This is a genomic window from Desulfobaccales bacterium, assembly GCA_041648175.1.
Classification (GTDB): Bacteria; Desulfobacterota; Desulfobaccia; order Desulfobaccales; family 0-14-0-80-60-11; genus 0-14-0-80-60-11.
Window position 1 is genome coordinate 14861 of record JBAZPO010000027.1, and the last position, 18614, is coordinate 33474.

The window sequence follows — 18614 nt, forward strand, 5'->3', positions numbered from 1 at the left end:
GAAAATTTCTGGCCCCGGAGGTAGTCAGTTATGGGACAAGATAGACCTGATCTGGTCTCGGTCTATAGAGAGATCGACCAAGCCGGCCTATCTTTACAAAGCCGGTTCACCTTCCACTGCCATGACGGACTGGCCTGCTTCAACCGGTGTTGCCGCACCCCCACCATTATCCTGAGTCCTTATGATATCTTACGCCTAAGGGAGTTTCTGGGTATCACTTCCGGCGAATTTCTTGAGCGTTTTACCCGGCGGGAAACCGAGGATATGTCGAACCTGCCCCTGGTCTTTCTGGACCCGTTCAGGCCGGCCGGCGAGGGTTGTCCTTTCCTGGAGGACACGGGTTGCCGGGTTTATAGCCATCGCCCGACGGCCTGCCGCCTCTTTCCCATCACCATGGGCAGCCAGATCACGGAACAGGGCGTGGTGGACTATTATTTTTGCCGGAAGCTGGATTATTGTCAGGGGTTCGATACGGACGTCGAATGGACGGTGGAAGCATGGCAGGCCAACCAGGGATTTAAAGAGTATGATCAGGGCCGCCGCATTTGGCTTGAACTCATGCTGAAACAAGGCCTGCGGGGACCGGTGGACGCCCGGGTGCAGGAGCTTTTTGCCACCATGGCCTATGACCTCGACAAAGTTCGCCAATTGCTTAGTGAGCCGGCTTTTCGTCAAGCAAGCGATGTGGATGCAACGGTATGGGAATCTCTTAATACAGGTGCGAGCGATACGGCCTTGCTCGATTTCAGTTACCGTTATCTTCAGTCAGTCCTGTTCAGGGATATTAAGCGCGGCTAAATCCTCCTCTGTCCCCTTGAGAAGAAAATGGCTAGGCGCAATATAGACGCGGTCTAGCCGGTCCCGCCCTCAGACGGATATCAGTCCCAAGTCCTGAGCCATTACCTCTCCCTAAATTCCGGCATTTTCCAATAAATCTATATAGTTTTAAATAAATCATAAATTATGTGATAATTAATTATATTCAACTCATTGATTTTAGAGGAGCAATGCTTATTTAAAAACTTACATAATTCATCGAGTCTTAAATGCTCACGCGATAGAGGAGGTCGTATCATGGCAGGTTTGATTGAGAAAGTGAAAGGTGGCTATAAAGTGGACGGCATGGATTTGCTCGCGGCCAACTGCGGCTGCGGCGGGCTCAGCGGTCCTGGCGGATCGGGAATAGGCGATTGTTGCATGACCTACTCCCGGGTCAAACACGATGGCAATACCGTCATGTATGTCGGTAAGAAGACCACCCCCAACACGAGCAACAATTTTGAGTGGGGCTATAAAGTCAAGAAGGACGTCACCCAGGTGGAGGTGAAGATGTTGGACACCCGGGGCGCCACATTTAAATTCGGGGGTATTGAGCCACCGCCCCTGTCGGCCTGGCAGAAAAAGGGCTGGACGGTGGTGGACCAGTTCGAACGGCCGGTTTCCGGCACCGGCGAGCCCCTGCCGGCCTGGTGTGACAGCGCCGAATCGGCCTGCGAGCGGCCGGAGGTTGAACTGGAATCGCCCAAAGGGGATATCAAGAAGTAGAGAGCTCTTGTGGGGGGCAGGCCTCTGCTTGCCCAGATTCTCTCCTAATAAAAGGTGGCGGGCACAGAGGCCTGCCCCACTGGCTCATCGGCCACCACAAAGACAACGGGCGGGACCGGAGAGATTTTCTCCGGATTTCCCGCCCGTTGTCTGAGGGGGCCTGGCGATCAGGCCTTATTCTTCGGATCTTTTGGCTTTTTTCCCTTTTCTGCCGGTCTTGCCGGCTGCGCCCTTTTTGGCCCCTAGCAGTTTATCCTGTTCCGGATGCGGCCCCAGCCACAGGACCTGGCCGGAGTCGATCTCGTAGATGGCCCCCACCACCCTGACCTGGCCGCCCTTGACCTTGTCCCGGATAATGGGACTGGCCCCCAACATATCGGTGATGGCCTGCCAGACATTGTCTTTGATGGCGGCGTTGAGGAGCACGTCCTTGGCGGCCTCGGGGTGGTCCTCCCGGGCTTTGGCCACCGCGGGTCGAATGGGCTCTACCAGGGCTGCGATATTGGGGGGCAGTTTGTCATCATCTACTACCGCAGTGACCGCACCGCACTGGGTATGCCCCAGCACCATTACCAAGGGTGTGGCCAGATGGTCCACGGCGTATTCGATGGAGCCGATCTCATCGGTGGCCGCGACATTGCCCGCCACCCGGACCACGAAGATATCGCCGATGCCCTGATCGAAGATGATTTCCGGCGGGACCCGGGAATCGGAGCAGGTAAGGACCGTGGCCAGCGGATGCTGCCCCTGGCCGGCAGTCAAGGCGCGGCGCTCCCGGTCCTGGTGGGGGTGCCGGGGTTTGCCGTCAACGTAACGCCCATTGCCTTCTTTGAGAATCCTGGCGGCCTCATCCGTTGAAATCCCCGGGCCGGCGCTGGATGCCGCGACGGGACCTGCCAGAACTGCCAGGGAGAGCACAAGACATAAAAGCAGAGCAGTTTTCTTCATAACGCCTCACTTGCCGCAGGACGGAGCCGGGGCCGCGGGCGAGGCGCCCTTGGCTGGGCCTTCCTCCCCCCTCATCAACTCCTTGGCTAGTTCCATCATTTCTTTGAGCTTTTGATCCACTTTGCCATTCACCGTATCGGGCTCGAAGGTGCCGTCGGGTTGGCGCGTTCCCGCGGGCAGGCCGGTGAGAAGTTCCAGGGCCTCATCCGCCGAGCCCACGGCCCAGACGTGAAACTTGCCTTCCTTAACCGCGTCCACCACTTCTTTTTTTAGCATCAGATCCTGGACATTGGATTTGGGGATAATCACCCCCTGGCTGCCGTCCAGGCCCCGGGCTTTGCAGACCTTATAAAACCCTTCGACTTTCCAGTTGACCCCGCCGATGGGCTGGGCCTCGCCGCGCTGGCTCATGGAACCGGTCATGGCGATGTTTTGGGCCAGAGGAATTTCGGCCAGGGCGGACATCAGGGTGCAGAGTTCCGCCAGGGAGGCGCTGTCGCCTTCCACCATGCCGTAGCTCTGTTCGAAGCAGAGGCTGGCCGACAGGGTCAGGGGCTTGTTCTGGGCAAAACGGCTCTTCAGAAAGCCTGCCAGAATGAGGACGCCTTTGTTGTGGATATTGCCGGAGAGTTGGGATTCCCGGTCGATGGTCAGCACCCCTTCTTTGCCCAGGCTGGTGGTGGCGGTGATGCGGGACGGCCGCCCGAAGCCGTGGTCGCCCGTCATATATACGGACAGGCCGTTCATCTGGCCCACCACCTGACCCCCGGTCTCGATGAAGAGCATCCCCTCATCGATGAATTCCTGCAATTTTTCTTCCGGCAGGTCGGCCCGATAAATCTGCTCGGCGATGGCCTTGTCAACATCGGAGCCGAAGACCACGTCGTGGGTGTTGGTCCGGGCCCAATAGTTGGCCTCCTTTAGGACATCCTGGACCTCTTTGAGCTGCAGGGTGAGCTTCTGCTGATGCCCGGCCAGCTCCTGGGCATGTTCAACCAACCGGGCCATGCCGGTCTTATGAAGCGGCATGAGTTTCTGGTCTTTACAAAAGGCGGCCAGCATCCCGCAGAATTTCAGGATGTGGTCGTCGGTCTTCTTCATGCGCGAATCGAAGTGCGCCTTGATTTTGAAGAACTTGTGAAAATCCTCGTCGTAGATATAGAGGATCTGGTAGACATACGGGTCGCCCACCAGGATGATCTTGATGTTTAAAGAGATGGGCTGGGGCTGGAGGCTGCGGGTGGTGATCAGCCCGTACATCTCCATGGGGTCCTCGATCTTGACTTCACCGTTTTTCAGGCAGCGCTTCAAGGCTTCATAGGAAAAGAACCAACGCAGCAGGTCCATGGCCTCCAGGACAAGATAACCACCGTTGGCTTTCTGCAAGGCTCCGGCCCGGATCAGGCTGAAATCCGTCACCAGGGCGCCGAATTGGGCCCGGCGCTCCACCGCCCCGAAAAGGTTGGGATAGGTGGGATTGTTCTCCATGAGTACCGGTGCGCCCTTGGTCTCGGAGTGATCAACGAAGACATTTATCTGATATTGCACGAAAGAGGGCTCCGGAGTCGGGAAGGGAAAGGGTCCCTGGGCGCCGGGCCTGCGCTTCAAGTCTTCGATATTTTTCAGGATATCTTCCTGCACATCCTTGAGGTAATCGGCTACCTGGGGCAGGTCCTGGTATTTCTCCCGCAACTCTTCGATGTGATGGCCCACCACATAGAGGGCCACATCCTGGTCCAGCTTCTTCTCCTTTTCCTGGAACTCCTTTTCCATCTTCCGGATCTTGCGGATGGCCTCGTTCATTTCGATGTGAAGCTGGGTGGACTTCTGGCGCAACGCCTCACGCTCTTCGTCACTCAAGGCCTTGAGTTCTTCCTCACTCAAGGGCTTGCCCTCTTTACCGGGGAAGATCATCAGGCCTGTGGGGGAGATGTTAAGAATAAAGCCCTGTTCCCCCGCTTTGGCGTCCAACTCCTGGAGGATCTTGTTGCGTTCCTGGGTAAAGCTGGCCATGAGGGCTTCCCGCCGGCTGGAGTAGTCTTCGCTCTCGAACACCTCAGGGACTTGGACCCGCAGATTGGAAATAAGCTCTTCCATGTCCGCCTTCAGGAGCCGCCCTTTGCCGTTAGGCAGGCTCAAGCTCTGGGGCTGCTCCGGGTCTTTGAAGTTGTGGACATAGATATAATCCGGTGGGGTGGGTTCTTTGGCGGCCAGTTCCTGGACATAGGCCATGATGGCTTCGGTCTTGCCGGCGCGCGGCGGCCCGGCCACGAAAATATTGTATTCCAGGTCCTTAACCCCCAGGCCGAATTCCAGGGCATGAACGGCCCGGTCCTGGGCCACAACCTTTTCCTTCGGGGCAGGGACGTCCAGGGTGGTTTCGAACCCCAAAGAATCCGGGTCACAAACAGCGCGCAAGCTCTCGGGCTTCAGTTCCCAGCGGTTAGGCGACATGGCTCCTCCTCAAGAGAGTTCATTTGGGCAGTTGGACCGAGCAAGGTATGAATCGATCGCATTATTTTGTGCCCCCTTCCAGGCGATGTAAAGGACAGACTTGGGGGTTATGGAAATCGGGGCCTTCAATCTGAATGGTGTTATGGTCCAGGCCGAAGCGGTCCCGCAGCAGGTCTTCCAGTTCCCCGGTGAGGCAATCCCGGTTCAGATGGTTGTCTATGGTCACGTGGACGCTCAAGGCATAGATCCCTGAAGCGATGGTCCAGATGTGGAGGTCGTGCACCTGCAGCACCTGGGGGTGAGTCTCCAGGGACTGCTGCACCTCGTCTAGAGGAATATGCCGGGGGGTGGCCTCCATGAGAATTTCCGCCGCCTCCCAGACGAGCTGCCAACTGCTGATAATGATCAGAACCCCCACGATGGCTCCGGCCAAAGGGTCGAGCCAATACCAGCCCCGCCACCAGATGGCCACCCCCGCGGCAATGGCGGCCACCGACCCCAGGGAGTCGCCTAGCAGGTGCAGGAAGGCCGAGCGCAGGTTCAGGTTGTGTCCCCGGGAGGGCATGAGCACATACATGCCCAGGAGGTTCACCAGCAGGCCGAGGGTGGCGATGATGATCAGGGGCCGGCTGCTCACTGTCGGTGGCTGGAAAATCCGCCACGCGGCCTCGTAAAAAATGAAGGCGGCTATGGCCCAGAGCACCAGGCCGTTGACCAGGGCCACCAGGATTTCCAGGCGGTGATAGCCGTAGGTCTTCCGGTCCGTGGGAGGCCGGGCGGTCCAGGCCAGGGCTATGAGGCTCAACCCCAGGGCGCCCACGTCGCTCAACATGTGCCCGGCGTCGGCCAGCAAGGCCAAACTGTTGGCGACGATGCCACCCACCACCTCCACCACCAAAAAGGCCAGTTGGGTCCAGAAGGCCAGCCAGAGGCGGCGGCGGCTGCTGGCAAAGTGGTTATGGTGGTTGTGGGCGCAGGAGTCGTTCATACTTTTTCCATGTGGATTTCCAGGATCTTAAATGACCGGACGCCCCGAGGAGTCTGGACTTGCAACCGGTCACCCACGGCCCGGCCCATGAGGGCCTTGCCCAAAGGCGAGGCCAGGGAAAGGTAGCCTGCGGCGGCATCGGCTTCCAGCGGGCCCACGATCTTGAACTCCCGCTCCTGCCCGGTGGTCAGGTTGACAATCTTGACCCGGGCGTTGAATCTGACCTTATGAGGCGACAGATTGCTCCCCACCAGCACCTCGGCGTGGGCCATGGTCTGCTGCAACTGCTTGATACGGCGTTCCACCCGGTGGCGATGGGCCAGGGCGGACTTAAAGTCGGGGTTTTTCTCGATCCCGCCTTCCTGGGCGGCCTCCAGGATCTCCTGGACCACCTGGGGGCGCTCCACCCGGCTCAAGAATTCCAGCTCCCGCATGATCTTCTCATACCCGGCCCGGGTCAAGAGCATTTTTTCCATAATATATAGCGCTTGCCAAAAGTTTTTTCCTCTAATTCTCCTCTCCCCTTGTGGGAGAGGGTAACTTTTGGCGATTAGTATAAGTAAGCAGCCATACAGGGCTTGCAACCATGTACTGGCGATCGGTTCATTAACTGCCCCCTATTCTTATCTAAAAAGATAGGAAGGGTCAACACTTGTGGCAATGGTTGCTTAAGCGAATTTTCCTTTTAAACCGCGCCTTGACAGCGATGGCCGGAACCGTCTATGATCCTCGTTAAGGGGGCGCCACTCCTGGCCGCGATTGATCGGGGGATGGTGGGCAATGGCTACCCTACGTTTTTTGGTCTGATGGCATCGGCTTTCAGCTCAGGGCAACACATCCTAGGCGCCATGAGGCCGAGCACAGGCTGGAAAGCCTGTGCTACCAAGGATGGCAGGCACGGAGGCCTGCCCCGCTAGACCTTTTGTTTTTACAGATAAGCCGGAGGTTCATGTTTAACTACTCACTGCATATTGCTGCCTTACCATGTTCTACCGGCTAGTGCCTAACCTGGTAGTGCGATCCCGCTGGCGGCTGCACCGGCCCCGAGCCGGGGAGCGGGTGTTGATCCTGAAGGCGGGCTCAGTCTTTCCCCCGAGCCATCCCACCACGCGCCTGTGCCTGGAACTCCTCACGGAAACTCTGGCCGCGGCCCCAAGTCCCCGGTTCCTGGACGTGGGCTGCGGCTCCGGGGTGCTGCTCCTGGCCGGAGTCGCCGCAGGTGCCGGGCTCGGGGTGGGCGTCGATCTCTCCGGGACCGCGGCGGCCACCACCCGGGACAACGCCCGGGCCAATAATCTAGCGGCCCGCGTCAGGGTAGTCCGGGGCTCCACGGAAGCTCTCCGAGGCCCTTTTGATCTGCTGGTGGGGAACCTGCGCTGGGCGGTGCAGATGGACAAAGTGGCAGAATTCACGCGCCTGGCAGCAATCAACGCCCACCTGATCCTGTCGGGGTTCAAGGACACCCAGGAAGACGACCTCTTGGCCGGTTATCAACGGCGGGGTTGGGTTTTGGAACAGCGCCGCGTCCGGGATGAATGGGTCATCGAACTGCCGCCGGAAAAGAGCTACACTTGGGTGGCCTGGCGCCTGAGGCGTCCCCGCCCGCCACTCAACCTTGAACTTTAAACCTTGAACTCTGAACTTTTCAAGACAGGAATAGGAGCAAGATCATGACCCCCGAAGCAGCTTACCAGTGGCTGGTGCAGCACAGCCTGGAGACCGCTTACTACATATCCATGGGCCAGGTGTTGGGCTGGGACCAGCGCACCTATATCCCGCCCAACGGTCATGCCCACCGCCATAATCAGTTTGCCATGCTGGCCAAGTGGATTCATGCCCGGGCCACGGACCCCCAGGTGGGCGAAAAACTTGTGAGGGTGGAGGGCACCGAATTAGTACGGGACCCGAATTCGGTGGCCGCGGTCAATGTCCGGGAATGGCGGCGGGATTATGACCGGGCCACCAAAATCCCCCAGGAGCTGGCTGTGGCCCTGGCCAAGGCTAGTGCGGAAGGGGAAACAGCCTGGGAGCAGACTAAACCCGGCAACGATTGGGGGACCTTCAAGCCGTTTTTGGCCAGAATTGTCGATTTGAAGCGCCAGGAGGCCCAGGCCCTGGGCTATGCCACCGAACCCTATGACGCTCATCTGGATAGTTTTGAGCCGGGCGAGACCGCAACGGCAATTGCCCCGGTGTTGGCGCAGCTCCGGGAGGACCTCATCGGCATCCTTGCAGCCATCCAGGGGAGTAGCCGGCGGCCCCAGGGCGAGGTGGTGCGCCGGCATTTTCCGGTAGAGGCCCAGGAACGCCTGGCCCGGCTGGCGGCCCAAGCCATCGGGTACGATTTTGCCGGTGGCCGCCTGGACCCCACCGCCCACCCTTTTTCCACGGACATCGGCCCCGGCGATGTTCGCATTACCACCCGCTATGATGAGCGCGCTTTCAGCCAGGCCTTTTTCGGCACCCTGCACGAAACCGGTCATGCCCTCTACGACCAGGGGTTGCCGGTTTCGCACTGGGGCACTCCCCGAGGAGACACCGTTTCTTTAGGCATCCACGAATCCCAATCCCGGATGTGGGAAAACCTGGTGGGACGCTCCCTGGGGTTCTGGCGCCATTTCTATCCCCGGGCTCAGGCAGCCTTTCCCGTCCTTAAGGGAGTAGACCTGGAGGTCTTCCATTTTGCCATCAATGAAGTCAAGCCGTCTCTGATCCGCACCGAGGCGGACGAAGTGACTTACAATCTGCATATTCTCGTGCGCTTCGAACTGGAGCGGGCCTTGATGAATGGTGACCTTGAAGTGGATGATCTGCCCGGAGCCTTCAGTGACAAGATGCAGGCCTTCCTGGGGCTGACCCCGCCCGATTTCAGTCAGGGGGTCATGCAGGATATCCACTGGTCCGCCGGGCTCTTTGGGTATTTCCCCACCTACACTCTGGGGAACCTCTATGCCGCCCAGTTCTTTGCCAAAGCAGAGGCCGACCTGGGACCCCTGGAGGACAAATTCGCCGGGGGCGATTTTATCCCGTTGCTCTCCTGGTTAAGGGACCGGATTCATTCCCAGGGCCACCGCTTATGGGCGCGGCCGCTGGTGCGGGAGGTGACCGGCGTTGACCTGCAGCCCCGCTACCTGGTGCGCTACCTGCAACGGAAATTCGGGGCCCTCTATGGTTTCTCCTGAGAGGCAGCCGGAAGACTCACAGGATGCCCGGAAGAAATTTGATATTTAAGGTTAAACAATAAGATGCCGAAAAGGTTTATGAAGACCTATCTCATCCGGAGGTTCTTAGACCTAAGAGGAATAAGGTAACCGGTCAAAGCCGTCAGCTGCGCCGAGACCCGGCAAGATCGTTGGTTAAAAATATCTTAATAATAATTTGGGCAAAGGTCCGGTCAGGATGATCGGATTCCGCATTTTTTCTCAGGGATGAGGTGTAAAGGTGGACAGAGAGCGTTGGGGCCGGAAAATCTCGCACTATAAGCGCTTGAATGGTGGAGAAGGTCAGGAGCCGCCGCTTACGGCGGTAAGCCCGGTTCACAGCCTCCCTAAGTCCGATGGAGATGGGCTCTTAGGACAGAGCTGCAAGCTTTCCCCCGATAAACCTCTCATCGACCCCCAAGACGATCAACTGGGTTATGCTCCCTTTGCCAGACATCTGGCCTTATCCTTGATCAAGATGGTGCCGATCGATGGATTTGTCGTAGCCATCTATGGGCCCTGGGGCTCGGGCAAGACCACCCTGTTGAATTTTCTCTTTCATTATTTTCAACAAGCCACGCCGGATGAACAACCCATAATCGTGCCTTTCAATCCCTGGTGGTTTTCCGGGCATGAAAAGCTGGGCAAACATTTCTTTGACCAATTCCAGGCTTCCCTGGCCGCCAGCGATGTCGTTACGGACAGTCTGGCGGAAAAAATCGCCGAGTTTGCCGGCATGGTGTCGGAGTTGCCCTCGACCATCCATATTCCTTATATTTCCATCGGCGACATTGCGGTGGAATTTACCCCCATGAAGCCGACAATAAAAAATGTCGTCAAACTGAAAATGGAGATCGCCGAGGAACTCCGGAGGCAACCCAAACGAATCTTCGTAACCGTGGATGACATCGACCGCCTGAACCCGGAGGAAATTCGCCAGCTCTTCGGGTTAATCAAATCCATTGCCGATTTCCCCAACATCGTTTATCTCCTTACCTTCGACAAGCGGGTGGTGATTGAAGCCTTAAGAGAGTCTCAGGGGATTTCGGGAGAGAATTATCTGGAGAAAATTGTCCAGTCTCCCTTTGAGCTGCCCTTGCCCGACCAAGCCTCATTGTACCGGCTCCTCTTGGATAAACTTGAGCTCATCATGGCGGGGACGCCGGAAGAACTTTTTGATCAAAGCTATTGGGGCAGTGTCTTTATGAATGGTGTTGAGCATTTTATCCGCACTCCCCGTAAGATCAATTTGCTGACTAATACCTTGAGCGTCACGTATGCGGCTGTCCGGGGAGAAGTTAACCCTGTGGATTTTATTGGCGTCGAAACCCTCCGGATCTTTGCTCCCGAAGCCTATCATATGATCCGCACGTATCCGGAAAAATTTACCGGACGGGATTTGATGAGCAGTAAGATCGAACAATTACGTGCGTTTCACGAAGCCTGGATCGTCCAGATAGCGGAGGCAGATCGGGAAGCGGTCAAGGGACTGCTGTCCCGGCTCTTCCCCAAATTAGAAAATGTCTGGGAGAATCTGGGATTTGATCGCCCTCTGGAGGCCGCCTGGCGCAAGCAACTGCGTATCTGCAGCCCGGATATCTTCCCCATTTATTTCCATCTGGCCCTGCCTCTGGGGACCATTTCTCACGGGGAGATCATGGGGATTTTATCCATAGTGGACAACCCTGAGGCCTTCTCCGCCCGATTGCTGGAATTGGCGACCCAGGTGCGCCCCGATGGTTTTACCCGGCTCCAAGTATTTCTCGACCGGGTGCTGGATTATGCCGATAAAGAGATTGCTGTCGAGTCTATTCCCTCGATTTTCCTCAGCCTGTTTGACGTGGGCGATCAGTTTATCCGGTTCGGAGACGAAAGCTCCGGTAAACTGCCCATCGGCAACGAGCAGCGTCTCACCCAGATAATCTTACAGCTGCTGCGGCGTCTGCCGTGGGAAAATCGCTTCGACATATTGCGGGAAGCTATTGCCCAGGGCCGGGCCGTGTTTACCAGCGTCAGGAACGTCATGGTATTGGGGAAACTCGGCGATAAGTATGCCAACGATGAGCATTCGAAAGTGATCCCTCTGATCCGTCACACCGATCAAACCGGTCTGGAAGAATTGGCGCTTTCAAAGGTGCGGGACGCAGCCAAAGAAGAGTCTTTGCTGACCTGCCCCAAGCTGCCGGAACTCTTATCTCTGTGGAAAGAGTTGGCCGGGGATGCCGAACCCAAAAACTGGCTGAATAAAATAGTGGACGATGACCACAACCTGGCAAATCTCCTGGAAAAATTTCTTGAAAAGGACTTTAGCCACACGATGCTTAAGATTGAAGGCGGCTCCCGCTACCGCCTGAATCATCGGACCTTGGAGGTCTATCTGGAGCCCGCCAGCCTCCTGGACCGGGTCCGCACCTTGGCGAAAAGCACCTGGCTGAGTGAACTGCAGAAGGTCGCTCTCCGGCAATTCTTGAAAATCTACAAGCCTAAAGGCCGTTAGCTTTCTCGGCGGTCGGGGTTGGCGCTGAACCAGGTAATGGAGTTCTACCGCAACCTCTCAGAATCTCGATACTTTTTCTGCGATGTTTGATGTCCTCAACCAACCGTAGCCGCTGACCCTTCCCCGCCTCACTCATCCCGAGTCGAGATAATCTGCTTGACTGAACGTGGCAGAGTAGATAGCCTGAACCCATGCACGGTTTCTGGGTGGCAATTCCTACATATTGGACCCATCCCGGGGGGAAAGGGCCGGAAGATCTGGTCTTTGATCATCCCACCTCTCTGGATACGCCCGGGACGCTCAGGCGAACCCTGGAAAGCCTCATCCCTCTGGTTAAAGATGGGGTTGAGGTCGGCGTAGTGGCCGCGGCCACGGCCCCCGCCCTGGACGCGGCGGTGGAGCGCCGGGTCCGGGAGGTGATCGAGTCCCCGCCGCTGCCTTACCCGGTGCGATTGTTTGCGGCCTCCCATCTTCAGATCCTCCAGAACTTTTGCCGGGTCCAGGGGCGCGTGGAGTGGCTGCCGCTGCTGTCTCTGGGCGGATATTCCCAGATTCGCAATCTGACCCTGATTCTCGCTACGGTTTGCAATGCTGGCGCCATGCTCAGCCTGGACGACGATGAAGTGATCGCCGACCCGAATTTCTTGGCAAAAATACAGGAAGACCTGGAACTTTTAGGGAGGGAGCATGCCGTCTTCGGGTTGGCCGGGGTTTACCAAAACGCCGATGGCGGTGTTCTGCTCCCCGAGCCCACCGATGCCTGGGCCGAAGCCTGGCCCAAGATGCGGTGGCTGAACGCCGCCCTGAATGAGTTGGTGCTTGCAGGCCCCCGCTTGAAACCCACGGCTCTGGGATTTGGAGGCAACTTGGTGGTGCCCGCCGCCCTTGGACGCCGCGTCCCCTTCGACCCCGCCATCACCCGGGGGGAAGACACGGATTACCTTTTGAATGCCCGCCTGTTGCAGATTCCTTTTTTTCTGGACAACACCTTGAACATCATCCATCTGCCGCCGGAAAAACCGCACCCTACCTGGCTCCGGCTGCGGCAGGACCTGCTGCGTTTTTGCTACACCCGGTTGAAATTGAACCAGCAGGAACCGGGAGCGGGGCGGACTATGGTGACGGCCGAGGAGCTCAAGCCCTATCCCGGGAACTTTCTGGAAGAAGACCTGGCGTTGCGAGCCTTTCTGAGCCACAATCTCCTGGCCCGGGACTACCTGGCCCAGGGAGATTGTGTGGCTGCCCGTCAGGCGTTGAAAAATCTGGCCCTGATGGACTCCCTGGTGAAGGAGGGCGCCCGGGTTTACCAGACTTATCTTGCGACCGTCAACCACTGGCAGGCGCTCCAGGATTGGCTGGCTCAACCTGCGGTTGCGGCTCAGGTGCGCCAGGCCTTGTGGGGTACGGCGTGAGTGGCCCGCCGCAGGTAATCGTTCCCCAAAACTGGGAGCGCGCTGCCCGCCTGCCCGCCTTGGGCTTGATCCCCCCCGGCAGCTTCGATTTAGAGACGGTGGCGCGCTTGAAACGGGAGGGGGGAGCGCCGGTGCATCTGGTCTTTCCTCTGGGCAGCGCCCGGGAAGCCGGCAACCTGCGGGATCTTCTGAGGCTGTTACAGCCGCTTTTTTCGAACCTGATCGATCAGGTTTGGATCGCTTTTGGGGGGCAACGCCTGGAAGGCTTGAGCCGCCTGACTGAAACCTTCCCCCAGGTCAGGGTTTTTCCCGCAGCCAGGCGTCTGCCGCCGGATCAGCAGCAGACCCCTCTGGGCAAAGGCGCGGCCATGCGGGCCTTTCTGTATCACCTGGTGGTGACCGAGCAGGTGAGCCAGCCCCGGACCATCGTGGCCTTCATCGACGCGGACATCCGCCCCGCTTACTTTCATCCCCGTTGGGTCCTGGACCCGGTGGGGACCCTCCTCTGGTTCCACACCGTGGAAGCGGCCAAGATCGTCTATCAGCGCCCCCGCGGGGGCCGGTTGAACGCCATGCTCCGGTCGCTGTTGGCCTTATGCCCCCATCCCGGGGTCCAGGCCCTCCAGAAGCTGGCGTACCTCCTGTCCGGGGAGATGGCCGGCACCTTGAAGTTCTGGACCAGGCTGCCCTTTAAGACCGGCTACGGGGTGGAAACCCTGGCCCTGTTGGCCTTCGCCTTGGATCACTTGGGCCTTGAGCCCGGAACCCCGGACCTGGAACACCTGGTCCAGGTCTACGTGGGGCAGATGGACCACCGCCACGCCCCCCTTACCTCCACCCCCGGCAAGCCGGGTTTGGACCAGATGGCCGGCACCGTGTTCCACACGCTGATGGAGACCCTGATTGCGGCTGACTTGCTGCGCTGGCAGGCGCCGCCGCTTAAAGAGCCCAGACTTACCATCCCGGTGCCTGACGGGGCTGCCGGCGAGCCCCTGGCCTGGATGGAAGTGCCTCTGGCGGATGTCACTTTGCCGCCTTTGGCGTCCTGTCCGGAGGTCCAGGCACTCCTGGTCCCGGAGGGCCGCTGATGCGGGTGGCCCAGATCGCGCCCCCCTGGATTCCCGTCCCTCCTGTAACCTATGGGGGGACTGAACTGATGGTGGCCACCCTTATTCAGGGTCTTAAAGAGCGAGGCGTGGAGATCTGGCTGTTCAGCGCCGGAGACTCTTCTCTGGCTGTGCCCCAATATGGCCATTTCCTGCACTCCTTCTGGCCGCCGGACAAATTTTCCGAAAACCTGCACCTCTCCCATGCCTTTGCCCGCCTCCGGCAGCAGCCGCCTTTGGTGATTCACTCACATCTGGAGAACGCCGCGGGGTTCTGGGTCCTGGCCCCGGCCGCGCCCCTGGCGATCACCATTCACACGCCATTGTTTCCCATGAAACGGGACTATCTCTTGAGCTTCCCGCAGGTGCACCTGGTGACGGTAAGCGCCTTCCAGCAGCGCCAGTTGGAGGGGCATCCCCGTCTCCACCTGATCCCTCACGGCCTGAGCCTGGCGGACTACCCCTTCCAGGCCGCCAAGGAGGATTTTCTTCTCTTTCTGGGCCGCATCTATCCTGACAAAGGTCTGCATACGGCCATCCGCCTGGCCCGGGAGGCCGGGATGCGGCTGATTATCGCCGGGCCGGTGTTTACGCCTGACCAGCCTTATTTCGATGCGCAGATTCGCGCCCACATCGACGGGGACCGGATTGTCTACCTGGGCCCCGCGGACCATGCCCGCAAGGTGGACCTGATGAAGCGGGCGAGGGCATTGGTGCTGCCCCTGGAAGTGGATGAGACGTTCGGGTTGGCCATGATCGAGGCCATGGCCTGCGGCACACCGGTTCTGGCCTATGACCGGGGCGCGGTGCCCGAAGTGGTGGCTCAGGGCGAAACCGGCTTTATCGTCAAAACCTATGAGGAGTTGCGGGATAGTCTGGCTGGCCTCGCCGCTTTGGACCCGCGCCGCTGCCGGGAGCACGTGGCGCAAAACTTCTCCCGGGACCGCATGGTGACTGCGTACCTGGATTTATACGGAGAGATGACCCGGGGACATTAGGAACTCTTTGGCTAAGGCGGGGGTGGTTCTTCAGAAAGGAGAACCAGGTATGAAGTGGTGTGATTTATCCTGTGAGTATGCCTCATTCCCCAGGACTGAGGCGGTGGACGGATCTGGGTCCTGCAGGACCTTTGCGGCGCTCCATTGCGCCAAACTCAACCGGCTGGTTCATAAGCACGGACCTTGCCAATGCCCGGAGGAAGCCGCCGCTCCCGGCGGGTTGAGTCCGGAGCCATTGCCGGGCTTAAAGGAGCCGTCTTGAAACCTCAGGCGGAACTCTTCATGGGCTAACCAAGAACGACCGATCCCCTAAGCCATCTCGTGGCCTTCCTGCTCGATGGCGACGCACCGGCGAATCACCCCTTCCCCTGTAATCGCGTCGTTTCCGGCCGGAGGGGCAGTATCCACCGCCACCACGGCCCCACAAATCTGGCAAGCCGCCACCGCCGCGGGTCTCTGGCTGGGGACCGGCGTCTCACTGGTGATCACCGACGGCCGAAATCGCCCCAGGCGGTGCCCCAGCCGGGTGGCGGTTTCCCGGGCTTCTCGCTTCAAACGCTCCATTCTGGTCATTGTGGCCTCCTGCTCATGCATCTCCGGCGAAATTGTCTGTATCACCCGGAGAATGCCCCGTTTCCCTAACAATAATAAGTTTGCCTGCCTGGAAATGCAACCGGTATAACCACGGGATCCTCCTGGGGATTGAAGGTGGGGGTTGGGTGCCTTCAATGGGCTTTTTGTCAGGACTGGACGATTGCCGGGATTTAACAAGCCTATGACCAAGGAGACATAAGAAAGTAAATTATATTATAAATATAATTATATAAGATATCCTTATAGCTTAATAAATATTGACAAAAGATTTATTTACAATATCTTTTAAAGGAATAAGGAGAAGTCCCTTTTCAGGGAGAATACGGCGAATCATTTCCCGGGAACCAAGGAAGGAAGGGAAGACCCTAGTGAGGAGGAGGTGGCATTAAAAAAATAAGCATAGGTCTCTTGGCTGTAGTCTTGGTGCTAGGGCTGGTGACCTGGAGCCGGGTGGTGGAATCCCCTCTGGACCGTTAATACCGCCAGGCGCCGCGTCCCCAATGAGACCTCTTCGCCCTCCGTGAAAAACTAGATATGTGCAGGGAAAAGGGGAAGGGTGTCTATGCGAATGTCTGCTAACCCTTTTATCTGGCATGGAGTGCCAAATAAAGGAGGGACTGTATGACCAGAAAGCTATCTGTCGTATTTTTGGCAATTTGCCTCGTATTGGGACTGACTCAGGCGGCGCCGGCCATCGTCTTGGATTCGATAGCAGGGCCTATAGTCACACTGACTGTGGGCACCGAGACCTTGGAAGCCCCCATGATTTTAGGTGAAAAGGGCTGGTTGCTGCCGACCGTCAATTTTACCACGGCAGCAGGGTCACTGGCGCTCAACATGGCCACTGATATAAGCCCCGTTGACCCGATAATCGCCTGGGGTCTCACCGCCACCAACTTTGCGGCGGTGCCGGTCGCCTTCGGTTTTGGGGTGGTTATTCCTATTGCCCTGCCGGTAGGTTCGCCCACGGTAATTGACGCCTCTGTGGTAGGTGGCATGACCGACCTCCTGGGCGACGGAGTGTCCGTAACCCCAACTAGTATTACCGGTTTCCTTCAGGACAACACCCTGGCTTCCGCGGGCTTTACCTGGAGCGCGGGGCCGGCAGTGGCGTTCGGAGCGGGCTTGCCTGGAGCGCTTTATCCCTATGGCCCCTTTGCCTTTGGCCCCGCGGCTGGCCCGCTGGGCGCCGGAGCGGATTTCTTAATCGATGGGGTGGGCTTCCTCCTCAGCCCGAGTGGAGACATTGCTTCCCTGACGGGTTTTTGCTCCATTGTTCCAATCCCCGTACCCCCCAGCGCCTGCCTGTTCGGCACCGGCCTCCTGGGCCTCCTGGGCTTCGGCTGGCGGAGGATGAAGGGCTAGTTCTCCTCAGCATGGTTGCCCCAAAAAAAGCCCCGGCGGCAGCATCGGGGCTTTTTTTGGGCAGTAATCATTTTAGTCCGAGCCCTCACAATGCCGTCAAAAAGAGTTAGCGTCTCTAGACGCCAGCCATTACCGCTATGAAGAGACCCAACCGGTTTGTTACAAATACACAAGTTGCACAAAAATAACCGGGGTTGTTGCAAAACGAGAACCTGGCCCTGCAAGATATAAATATTATTGTTGTAATTACAATATGTTAAACAAATAATCTCCGATAATAAAATTTGCACACTTTCGTTTGACTTTGCGCGGACCCTTTGGGATAATAATTTTTAGAAATATCGCTCTGTTAGTCTTAAGGAGATTCGCATGGCCATTGAAGAATTCCCCCGGATGAAACGTCTGCCTCCCTATGTCTTTGCCACCGTCAACGCCCTGAAGATGATGGCCCGGCGCCGGGGGGAGGATATCATCGATTTAGGGATGGGCAATCCCGACCTGCCCACCCCCCAGCACATCGTTGACAAACTCGTCGAAGCTGCAGGCAAAGGGGCCAACCACCGCTACTCGGCCTCCAAAGGCATCACCCGGCTGCGGGTGGCCATTTCCGACTGGTACAAGCGCCGCTATGACGTGGACATTGACCCGGAAACTGAGGCCATCGCCACCATCGGCGCCAAAGAGGGGTTGTCGCATCTGGTCCTGGCGACGGTGGAGCCCGGGGACGTGGTGCTGGTGCCCAATCCCACCTACCCGATTCACTCCGCCTCCGTGGTCATTTCCGGCGGGCAATTGGTGAGCATCCCCTTGTCCCCGGACCGGGACTTTTTCGAGGACCTGGGCAACATCACCGAACTCATCCGCCCCCGGCCCACGATGCTGATTATTTCGTTCCCCCACAACCCCACCACCCGGTGTGTGGACCAGGACTTCTTCAAGCGCATCGTGGAGTATGCCCATAAGTACCACGTGTATATCATCCACGATTTCGCTTACGCCGACCTGGTCTTTGATGGCTATAAGGCCCCCAGTTTTCTCCAGGTGCCCGGCGCTAAAGAAGTTGGGGTGGAGCTGTTCTCGCTCTCCAAGAGCTATAACATGCCCGGCTGGCGCATGGGGTTTGTCTGCGGCAACCAGCGCCTGGTCCACGCCCTGACCCGCATCAAGAGCTACCTGGACTACGGCGTCTTCCAGCCCATCCAGATCGCCTCCATCATCGCCCTAAACGGCCCGTACGACTGCGTGGAGCAGACCGTGGCGGTCTATAAAGAGCGGCGGGACGCCCTGTGCCGGGGCCTGCACAACATCGGCTGGCGGGTGGAGCCCCCCAAGGGCACCATGTTCGTCTGGGCCCGCATCCCCAAGAAGTTTCGGCACCTGGGCTCGGTGGAATTCTCCATGATGACCATCCGGGAGGCTAAGGTGGCGGTGGCTCCAGGATTGGGCTTCGGGGAGTTCGGCGATGAATACGTGCGCTTCGCCCTGGTGGAAAACGTCCACCGCACCA

The 18614-nt window shown here is 58.2% G+C and carries 15 protein-coding genes; 10 read left to right on the forward strand and 5 right to left on the reverse strand.

All coding sequences use genetic code 11. The features are described 5' to 3' along the window. Positions 1–30: 30 nt before the first annotated feature. Together WC600_17365 and WC600_17370 are read left to right on the forward strand one after the other, a co-directional pair. Entirely contained in the window at positions 31–798 is a 768-nt protein-coding gene (locus WC600_17365; GenBank protein MFA4904506.1) for a YkgJ family cysteine cluster protein, read from the forward strand. A 276-nt stretch (positions 799–1074) separates the two neighbouring features. Then, positions 1075–1545: a hypothetical protein gene (locus WC600_17370; GenBank protein MFA4904507.1), complete on the forward strand. Its 471-nt coding sequence runs from the start codon at positions 1075–1077 to the stop codon at positions 1543–1545. 174 nt (positions 1546–1719) lie between these two features. Here WC600_17370 and WC600_17375 read toward each other — a convergent pair whose 3' ends face one another. From WC600_17375 to WC600_17390, 4 genes are all read right to left on the reverse strand, one after another. Further along, complete coding sequence (locus WC600_17375) at positions 1720–2493, reverse strand: carbonic anhydrase (protein MFA4904508.1); 774 nt, start codon at positions 2491–2493, stop codon at positions 1720–1722. 6 nt (positions 2494–2499) lie between these two features. Continuing rightward, positions 2500–4947: an ATP-binding protein gene (locus WC600_17380; protein ID MFA4904509.1), complete on the reverse strand. Its 2448-nt coding sequence runs from the start codon at positions 4945–4947 to the stop codon at positions 2500–2502. A gap of 61 nt (positions 4948–5008) precedes the next feature. Next, positions 5009–5935, reverse strand: coding sequence for a cation diffusion facilitator family transporter (locus WC600_17385; protein ID MFA4904510.1), 927 nt, complete (start codon positions 5933–5935; stop codon positions 5009–5011). Further along, on the reverse strand, positions 5932–6411 hold the full coding sequence (locus WC600_17390; GenBank protein MFA4904511.1) for a GreA/GreB family elongation factor: 480 nt from the start codon (positions 6409–6411) through the stop codon (positions 5932–5934). The genes WC600_17385 and WC600_17390 overlap by 4 nt, the downstream gene beginning before the upstream one ends. A 508-nt stretch (positions 6412–6919) precedes the next feature. On the opposite strand from WC600_17390, the gene WC600_17395 reads away from it, so the two are divergent. The 6 genes from WC600_17395 (at position 6920) to WC600_17420 (ending at position 15148) form a co-directional block, all read left to right on the forward strand. After that, complete coding sequence (locus WC600_17395) at positions 6920–7561, forward strand: 50S ribosomal protein L11 methyltransferase (protein ID MFA4904512.1); 642 nt, start codon at positions 6920–6922, stop codon at positions 7559–7561. Positions 7562–7605: 44 nt separating this feature from the next. Further along, positions 7606–9117 (forward strand): carboxypeptidase M32, encoded by a 1512-nt coding sequence (locus WC600_17400; GenBank protein ID MFA4904513.1) that lies wholly within the window; start codon positions 7606–7608, stop codon positions 9115–9117. Between the two features lie 259 nt (positions 9118–9376). After that, positions 9377–11632: a P-loop NTPase fold protein gene (locus WC600_17405; GenBank protein ID MFA4904514.1), complete on the forward strand. Its 2256-nt coding sequence runs from the start codon at positions 9377–9379 to the stop codon at positions 11630–11632. Positions 11633–11823: 191 nt separating this feature from the next. Beyond that, positions 11824–13044, forward strand: a complete 1221-nt coding sequence (locus WC600_17410; protein ID MFA4904515.1) for a hypothetical protein — start codon at positions 11824–11826, stop codon at positions 13042–13044. Continuing rightward, positions 13041–14132, forward strand: coding sequence for a hypothetical protein (locus WC600_17415; protein MFA4904516.1), 1092 nt, complete (start codon positions 13041–13043; stop codon positions 14130–14132). The genes WC600_17410 and WC600_17415 overlap by 4 nt, the downstream gene beginning before the upstream one ends. Then, positions 14132–15148, forward strand: coding sequence for a glycosyltransferase family 4 protein (locus WC600_17420; protein ID MFA4904517.1), 1017 nt, complete (start codon positions 14132–14134; stop codon positions 15146–15148). The genes WC600_17415 and WC600_17420 overlap by 1 nt, the downstream gene beginning before the upstream one ends. Before the next feature lie 309 nt (positions 15149–15457). On the opposite strand, the gene WC600_17425 is transcribed toward WC600_17420, so the two are convergent. Further along, positions 15458–15721, reverse strand: a complete 264-nt coding sequence (locus WC600_17425; protein MFA4904518.1) for a hypothetical protein — start codon at positions 15719–15721, stop codon at positions 15458–15460. Positions 15722–16363: 642 nt separating this feature from the next. On the opposite strand from WC600_17425, the gene WC600_17430 reads away from it, so the two are divergent. Continuing rightward, positions 16364–17107, forward strand: coding sequence for a hypothetical protein (locus tag WC600_17430; protein MFA4904519.1), 744 nt, complete (start codon positions 16364–16366; stop codon positions 17105–17107). A gap of 369 nt (positions 17108–17476) precedes the next feature. After that, positions 17477–18614: aminotransferase class I/II-fold pyridoxal phosphate-dependent enzyme (locus WC600_17435; protein MFA4904520.1), on the forward strand; the 1138-nt coding region annotated here is incomplete at its 3' end.

Coding starts and splice junctions, on each gene's coding strand:
- WC600_17430 (MFA4904519.1), top strand. CDS start 16,364: ATGACCAGAAAGCTATCTGTCGTATTTTTGGCAATTTGCCTCGTATTG.
- WC600_17420 (MFA4904517.1), top strand. CDS start 14,132: ATGCGGGTGGCCCAGATCGCGCCCCCCTGGATTCCCGTCCCTCCTGTA.
- WC600_17395 (MFA4904512.1), top strand. CDS start 6,920: ATGTTCTACCGGCTAGTGCCTAACCTGGTAGTGCGATCCCGCTGGCGG.
- WC600_17390 (MFA4904511.1), bottom strand. CDS start 6,411: ATGGAAAAAATGCTCTTGACCCGGGCCGGGTATGAGAAGATCATGCGG.
- WC600_17410 (MFA4904515.1), top strand. CDS start 11,824: ATGCACGGTTTCTGGGTGGCAATTCCTACATATTGGACCCATCCCGGG.
- WC600_17380 (MFA4904509.1), bottom strand. CDS start 4,947: ATGTCGCCTAACCGCTGGGAACTGAAGCCCGAGAGCTTGCGCGCTGTT.
- WC600_17375 (MFA4904508.1), bottom strand. CDS start 2,493: ATGAAGAAAACTGCTCTGCTTTTATGTCTTGTGCTCTCCCTGGCAGTT.
- WC600_17385 (MFA4904510.1), bottom strand. CDS start 5,935: ATGAACGACTCCTGCGCCCACAACCACCATAACCACTTTGCCAGCAGC.
- WC600_17425 (MFA4904518.1), bottom strand. CDS start 15,721: ATGACCAGAATGGAGCGTTTGAAGCGAGAAGCCCGGGAAACCGCCACC.
- WC600_17365 (MFA4904506.1), top strand. CDS start 31: ATGGGACAAGATAGACCTGATCTGGTCTCGGTCTATAGAGAGATCGAC.
- WC600_17370 (MFA4904507.1), top strand. CDS start 1,075: ATGGCAGGTTTGATTGAGAAAGTGAAAGGTGGCTATAAAGTGGACGGC.
- WC600_17400 (MFA4904513.1), top strand. CDS start 7,606: ATGACCCCCGAAGCAGCTTACCAGTGGCTGGTGCAGCACAGCCTGGAG.